At 39.2% G+C, this 1142-nt stretch carries 1 protein-coding gene and 1 pseudogene; both read left to right on the forward strand.

Features of this window, described 5'->3' with window-relative positions:
• Positions 1-789: M1 family aminopeptidase (locus WS44_RS09465; RefSeq protein WP_046434113.1), on the forward strand; the 789-nt coding region annotated here is incomplete at its 5' end.
• 98 nt (positions 790-887) lie between these two features.
• Positions 888-1142 (forward strand): annotated as a pseudogene (locus WS44_RS09470) (cell surface protein); the annotation flags it as partial.

Consider the following 1142-nt stretch of genomic DNA (forward strand, 5'->3'; position numbering starts at 1 on the left):
TATGCAAACGGCGTAAGAATCAACGACTACTACCTTGCAAGCAAAAACAGCAAGCAATACAACAAGCTTGCTTTGATGACTGCCCAAGACAGTTTCCACGTTTTTACCAAAAAGATCGGCAAATATCCTTACAAAGAAATCGATATTACTGAAGGCTTGCTTGGCAAAGATACCGGTGGGATGGAATATCCTGGCTTGATCATGATCGATGCCAGCGGCTTTTTACAAAAGAAGCACCCACTTGATAGATATAATGAATTAACTGAAGATGTTTCTCACGAAGTTGGTCACCAATGGTTCTACGGCACTGTCGGCAGCGATGAATACATGGAACCTTGGCTTGACGAAGGTCTTACCAACCTCCTTGAAAATGGCGTTTACGATTTGACCTACACTAAGAGTAAGGCCTACTGTGCTAAACTGATGCACAGCAAGTTCTACACTCGTAAGAACGTCAAGCGTGCTAACAAGATCTTAAAAGAAAATGCTAACCAATTCATTAATAAGAATAAAAAGGCCAACTACATCAACTACCCTGTTAATAATCCACCAAAGGGCGTTGACACTGAAGACATGGCTTACGAACTTGGGATGGACTTCCCTGCTGTTTTAAAGGTTGCCATGGGCGAAGCCAAGTTCTTCGATGCTTTACACGATTACTATCAAACTTACTACTTGAAGCAAGCAACTACACAAGACTTCTTGAACATTATCCGCAAGTACGATAATTCAAAGAAGGTTAACAACGTGATCAATAAATTTATTGATCCTAAGTACTTAAGTGAATAAAATCAAATAACCCCGAAAACGTTTGAGTTTCGAGGTTATTTTTATAGTCTCATAAGTGCTAAAATCAACTTAAGGGATTATTACAAAGGAGACAAAATATGACTACTAAAAAATTAGCAACTATCGCAGCAGCTTTATTAATCAGTGTTGCACCAGCAGCTGCTATTATCAATCAACCTGTTCACACAGTTCAAGCAGCTACGCAATTACAAAAAGGTAAAGTTACTCTCAAGAAATCTTTTAACGGCACAGTTCAAGTCTTCAACAGCAAAGGCAATGCCACTACCACTACCCAAAAAGTCAATGGCAAGAAGATGACTGTTGCTTCAACGATTAAATCAGGCTCAAGTTTT

This window comes from Lactobacillus sp. N54.MGS-719, assembly GCF_000980505.1.
Classification (GTDB): Bacteria; Bacillota; Bacilli; order Lactobacillales; family Lactobacillaceae; genus Lactobacillus; species Lactobacillus amylovorus.